The organism is Halomonas sp. SIMBA_159 (genome assembly GCF_046536035.1).
In the GTDB taxonomy this organism is placed as follows: domain Bacteria; phylum Pseudomonadota; class Gammaproteobacteria; order Pseudomonadales; family Halomonadaceae; genus Vreelandella; species Vreelandella venusta_A.
Map to the genome: position 1 here is coordinate 1 of NZ_JAWJBT010000391.1, position 279 is coordinate 279.

Below are 279 nucleotides of genomic sequence, written 5' to 3' on the forward strand. Positions count from 1 at the left end.
GCGAAGCACAACTTCGGCGGGAAGCTGTCTGCTCTCAGCCTGAAGGCAGGAAATGTGCTCGTCGAAGATGTCGAAACGGTCGAGCGTGCGGTGACTCTGCCCGAGGGCAAGGGCAAACTCTCCATCCCCTTGCGCGTGACGGGTCCGCTCGCGTTTCTGCTCGCCAAGAAAGATGCGCTGGTCGGACGAGACAAGCCCAAGGATGCATACGACATCGTGTGGATCATCGAGAACTGGCCGGGTGGGCCGCGAGGAGCCGCGGAAGCGGTGATGAAACGG

1 protein-coding gene is annotated in these 279 nt (G+C 61.6%); it reads left to right on the forward strand.

From position 1 onward, the window contains the following. Nucleotides 1–279 (forward strand): hypothetical protein (locus tag R0J87_RS19740; protein ID WP_498888379.1); only part of this gene is annotated, 279 nt, incomplete at both ends.